This window comes from Pseudomonas alkylphenolica, from assembly GCF_016009175.1.
In the GTDB taxonomy this organism is placed as follows: Bacteria; Pseudomonadota; Gammaproteobacteria; order Pseudomonadales; family Pseudomonadaceae; genus Aquipseudomonas; species Aquipseudomonas alkylphenolica_B.
Window position 1 is genome coordinate 1 of record NZ_JADUCM010000070.1, and the last position, 2,992, is coordinate 2,992.

At 59.4% G+C, this 2,992-nt stretch carries 1 protein-coding gene; it reads right to left on the reverse strand.

Annotation, left to right across the window (positions count from 1 at the left end; translation table 11 throughout):
- Positions 1–2,992: immunoglobulin-like domain-containing protein (locus I5S59_RS26335; protein ID WP_332262099.1), on the reverse strand; the 2,992-nt coding region annotated here is incomplete at both ends.

Consider the following 2,992-nt stretch of genomic DNA (forward strand, 5'->3'; position numbering starts at 1 on the left):
CCCGCTTTAATACCCAGGCTTTCAAAACCAGGACCGTTTACACCGGTGATCGTGGCGGTCAACGAGCTGCCGTCGGTGTAGACGTCTTCGCCGTTACTCGCATCAATTTTCAGGGTGCCGGTGGTTGCGCCATCAGCAATGGTAATCACGCCCTTGTCGGTGGTGATCGTGGTCACGCCTTTGGAGGCGTGGCTCAGGGTGGCGGTGAAGATGTATTGCGCCGACGGGCCTTCGAATTGCTGCGAGCCGGACAGGCTAACAGTCGACGGAGTAGGGGTATCCACCACCGTCGAAGTAGCAGAGCCGCTGCCCGCTTTAATACCCAGGCTTTCAAAGCCAGGACCGTTTACACCGGTGATCGTGGCAGTCAACGAGCTGCCGTCAACGTAGACGTCCTCACCGTTGCCTGCAGCAATTTCCAGAGTGCCAGTGGTCTGGCCGTCAGCAATGGTGATCACGCCCTTGTCGGTGGTGATCGTCGTCACGCCTTGGGAGGCGTGGCTGAGGGTAGCAGTGAAGACGTACTGCGCCGATGGGCCTTCGTTCTGTACCGAGCCGGACAGGCTGACAGTCGAGGCGGTTTCAGTGTCGACTACTTTAGCCGTCGCCGAACCGTCTTTGATTTCCAGCTTTTCAAAGCCAGGGCCGTTCACGCCGGTGATAGTGGCAACCAGCTCGGAGCCGTCTTTGTAGACGTCTTCACCGTTGGCGGCATCGATCTTCAGGGTGCCGGTGGTTTCACCGTCGGCAATGGTGATCACACCTTTGTCGGTGGTGATTGTGGTCACGCCCTGGGAGGCGTGGCTGAGGGTGGCGGTGAAGACGTACTGCGCCGATGGGCCTTCGTTCTGTACCGAGCCGGACAGGCTGACAGTGGAGGCGGTTTCGGTGTCCACGACCTTCGCGGTGGCGGAGCCACTGCCGTCTTTGATTTCCAGCTTTTCAAAGCCCGGGCCGTCTACACCAGTGATAGTGGCGACCAGCTCGGAGCCGTCTTTGTAGACGTCTTCGCCGTTACTCGCATCAATTTTCAGGGTGCCGGTGGTTTCACCGTCGGCAATGGTGATCACACCTTTGTCGGTGGTGATCGTGGTCACGCCCTGGGAGGCGTGGCTGAGGGTAGCAGTGAAGACGTACTGCGCCGATGGGCCTTCACTCTGTACCGAGCCGGACAGGCTGACGGTGGAGGCAGTTTCAGTGTCGACTACTTTAGCCGTCGCCGAACCGTCTTTGACTTCGAGTTTCTCAAAGCCCGGGCCGTCTACGCCGGTGATAGTGGCGACCAGCTCGGAGCCGTCTTTGTAGACGTCTTCGCCGTTACTCGCATCAATTTTCAGGGTGCCGGTGGTTTCGCCATCAGCAATGGTGATCACACCCTTGTCGGTGGTGATTGTGGTCACGCCCTGGGAGGCGTGGCTGAGGGTGGCAGTGAAGACGTATTGCGCCGAAGGGCCTTCGTTCTGTATCGAGCCGGACAGGCTGACGGTCGAGGCGGTTTCAGTGTCGACTACTTTAGCCGTCGCCGAACCGTCTTTGACTTCGAGTTTCTCAAAGCCCGGGCCGTCTACGCCGGTGATAGTGGCAACCAGCTCGGAGCCGTCTTTGTAGACGTCTTCGCCGTTGGCAGCATCGATCTTCAGGGTGCCGGTGGTTTCGCCGTCGGCAATGGTGATCACACCCTTGTCGGTGGTGATCGTCGTGACGCCTTGGGAGGCGTGGCTGAGGGTGGCGGTGAAGACGTATTGCGCCGATGGGCCTTCGTTCTGTACCGAGCCGGACAGGCTGACAGTCGAGGCGGTTTCGGTGTCCACGACCTTCGCGGTGGCGGAGCCACTGCCGTCTTTGACTTCCAGCTTTTCAAAGCCAGGGCCGTTCACGCCGGTGATAGTGGCAACCAGCTCGGAGCCGTCTTTGTAGACGTCTTCGCCGTTACTCGCATCAATTTTCAGGGTGCCGGTGGTTTCACCGTCGGCAATGGTGATCACACCTTTGTCGGTGGTGATCGTCGTCACGCCTTGGGAGGCGTGGCTGAGGGTAGCAGTGAAGACGTACTGCGCCGATGGGCCTTCGTTCTGTACCGAGCCGGACAGGCTGACGGTCGAGGCGGTTTCAGTGTCGACTACTTTAGCCGTCGCCGAACCGTCTTTGACTTCGAGTTTCTCAAAGCCCGGGCCGTCTACGCCGGTGATAGTGGCGACCAGTTCGGTGCCGTCTTTGTAGACGTCTTCGCCGTTGGCAGCATCGATCTTCAGGGTGCCGGTGGTTTCGCCATCAGCAATGGTGATCACACCCTTGTCGGTGGTGATCGTCGTCACGCCCTGGGAGGCGTGGCTGAGGGTGGCAGTGAAGACGTATTGTGCCGTCGAACCTTCGCTCTGTACCGAGCCGGACAGGCTTACGGTCGAGGCAGTTTCGGTGTCGACTACTTTAGCCGTCGCCGAACCGTCTTTAACTTCGAGTTTCTCAAAGCCCGGGCCGTCTACACCGGTGATAGTGGCGACCAGTTCGGTGCCGTCTTTGTAGACGTCTTCGCCGTTGGCAGCATCGATCTTCAGGGTGCCGGTGGTTTCACCGTCGGCAATGGTGATCACACCTTTGTCAGTGGTGATCGTCGTTACGCCCTGGGAGGCGTGGCTGAGGGTGGCAGTGAAGACGTATTGCGCCGATGGGCCTTCGTTCTGTACCGAGCCGGACAGGCTGACGGTCGAGGCAGTTTCGGTGTCCACGACCTTCGCGGTGGCGGAGCCACTGCCGTCTTTGACTTCCAGCTTTTCAAAGCCAGGGCCGTTCACGCCGGTGATAGTGGCGACCAGTTCGGAGCCGTCTTTGTAGACATCTTCGCCGTTGGCAGCATCGATCTTCAGAGTGCCGGTGGTTTCACCGTCGGCAATGGTGATCACACCTTTGTCGGTGGTGATCGTGGTCACGCCTTGGGAGGCATGGCTCAGGGTGGCGGTGAAGACGTACTGCGCCGAAGAGCCTTCGTTCTGTA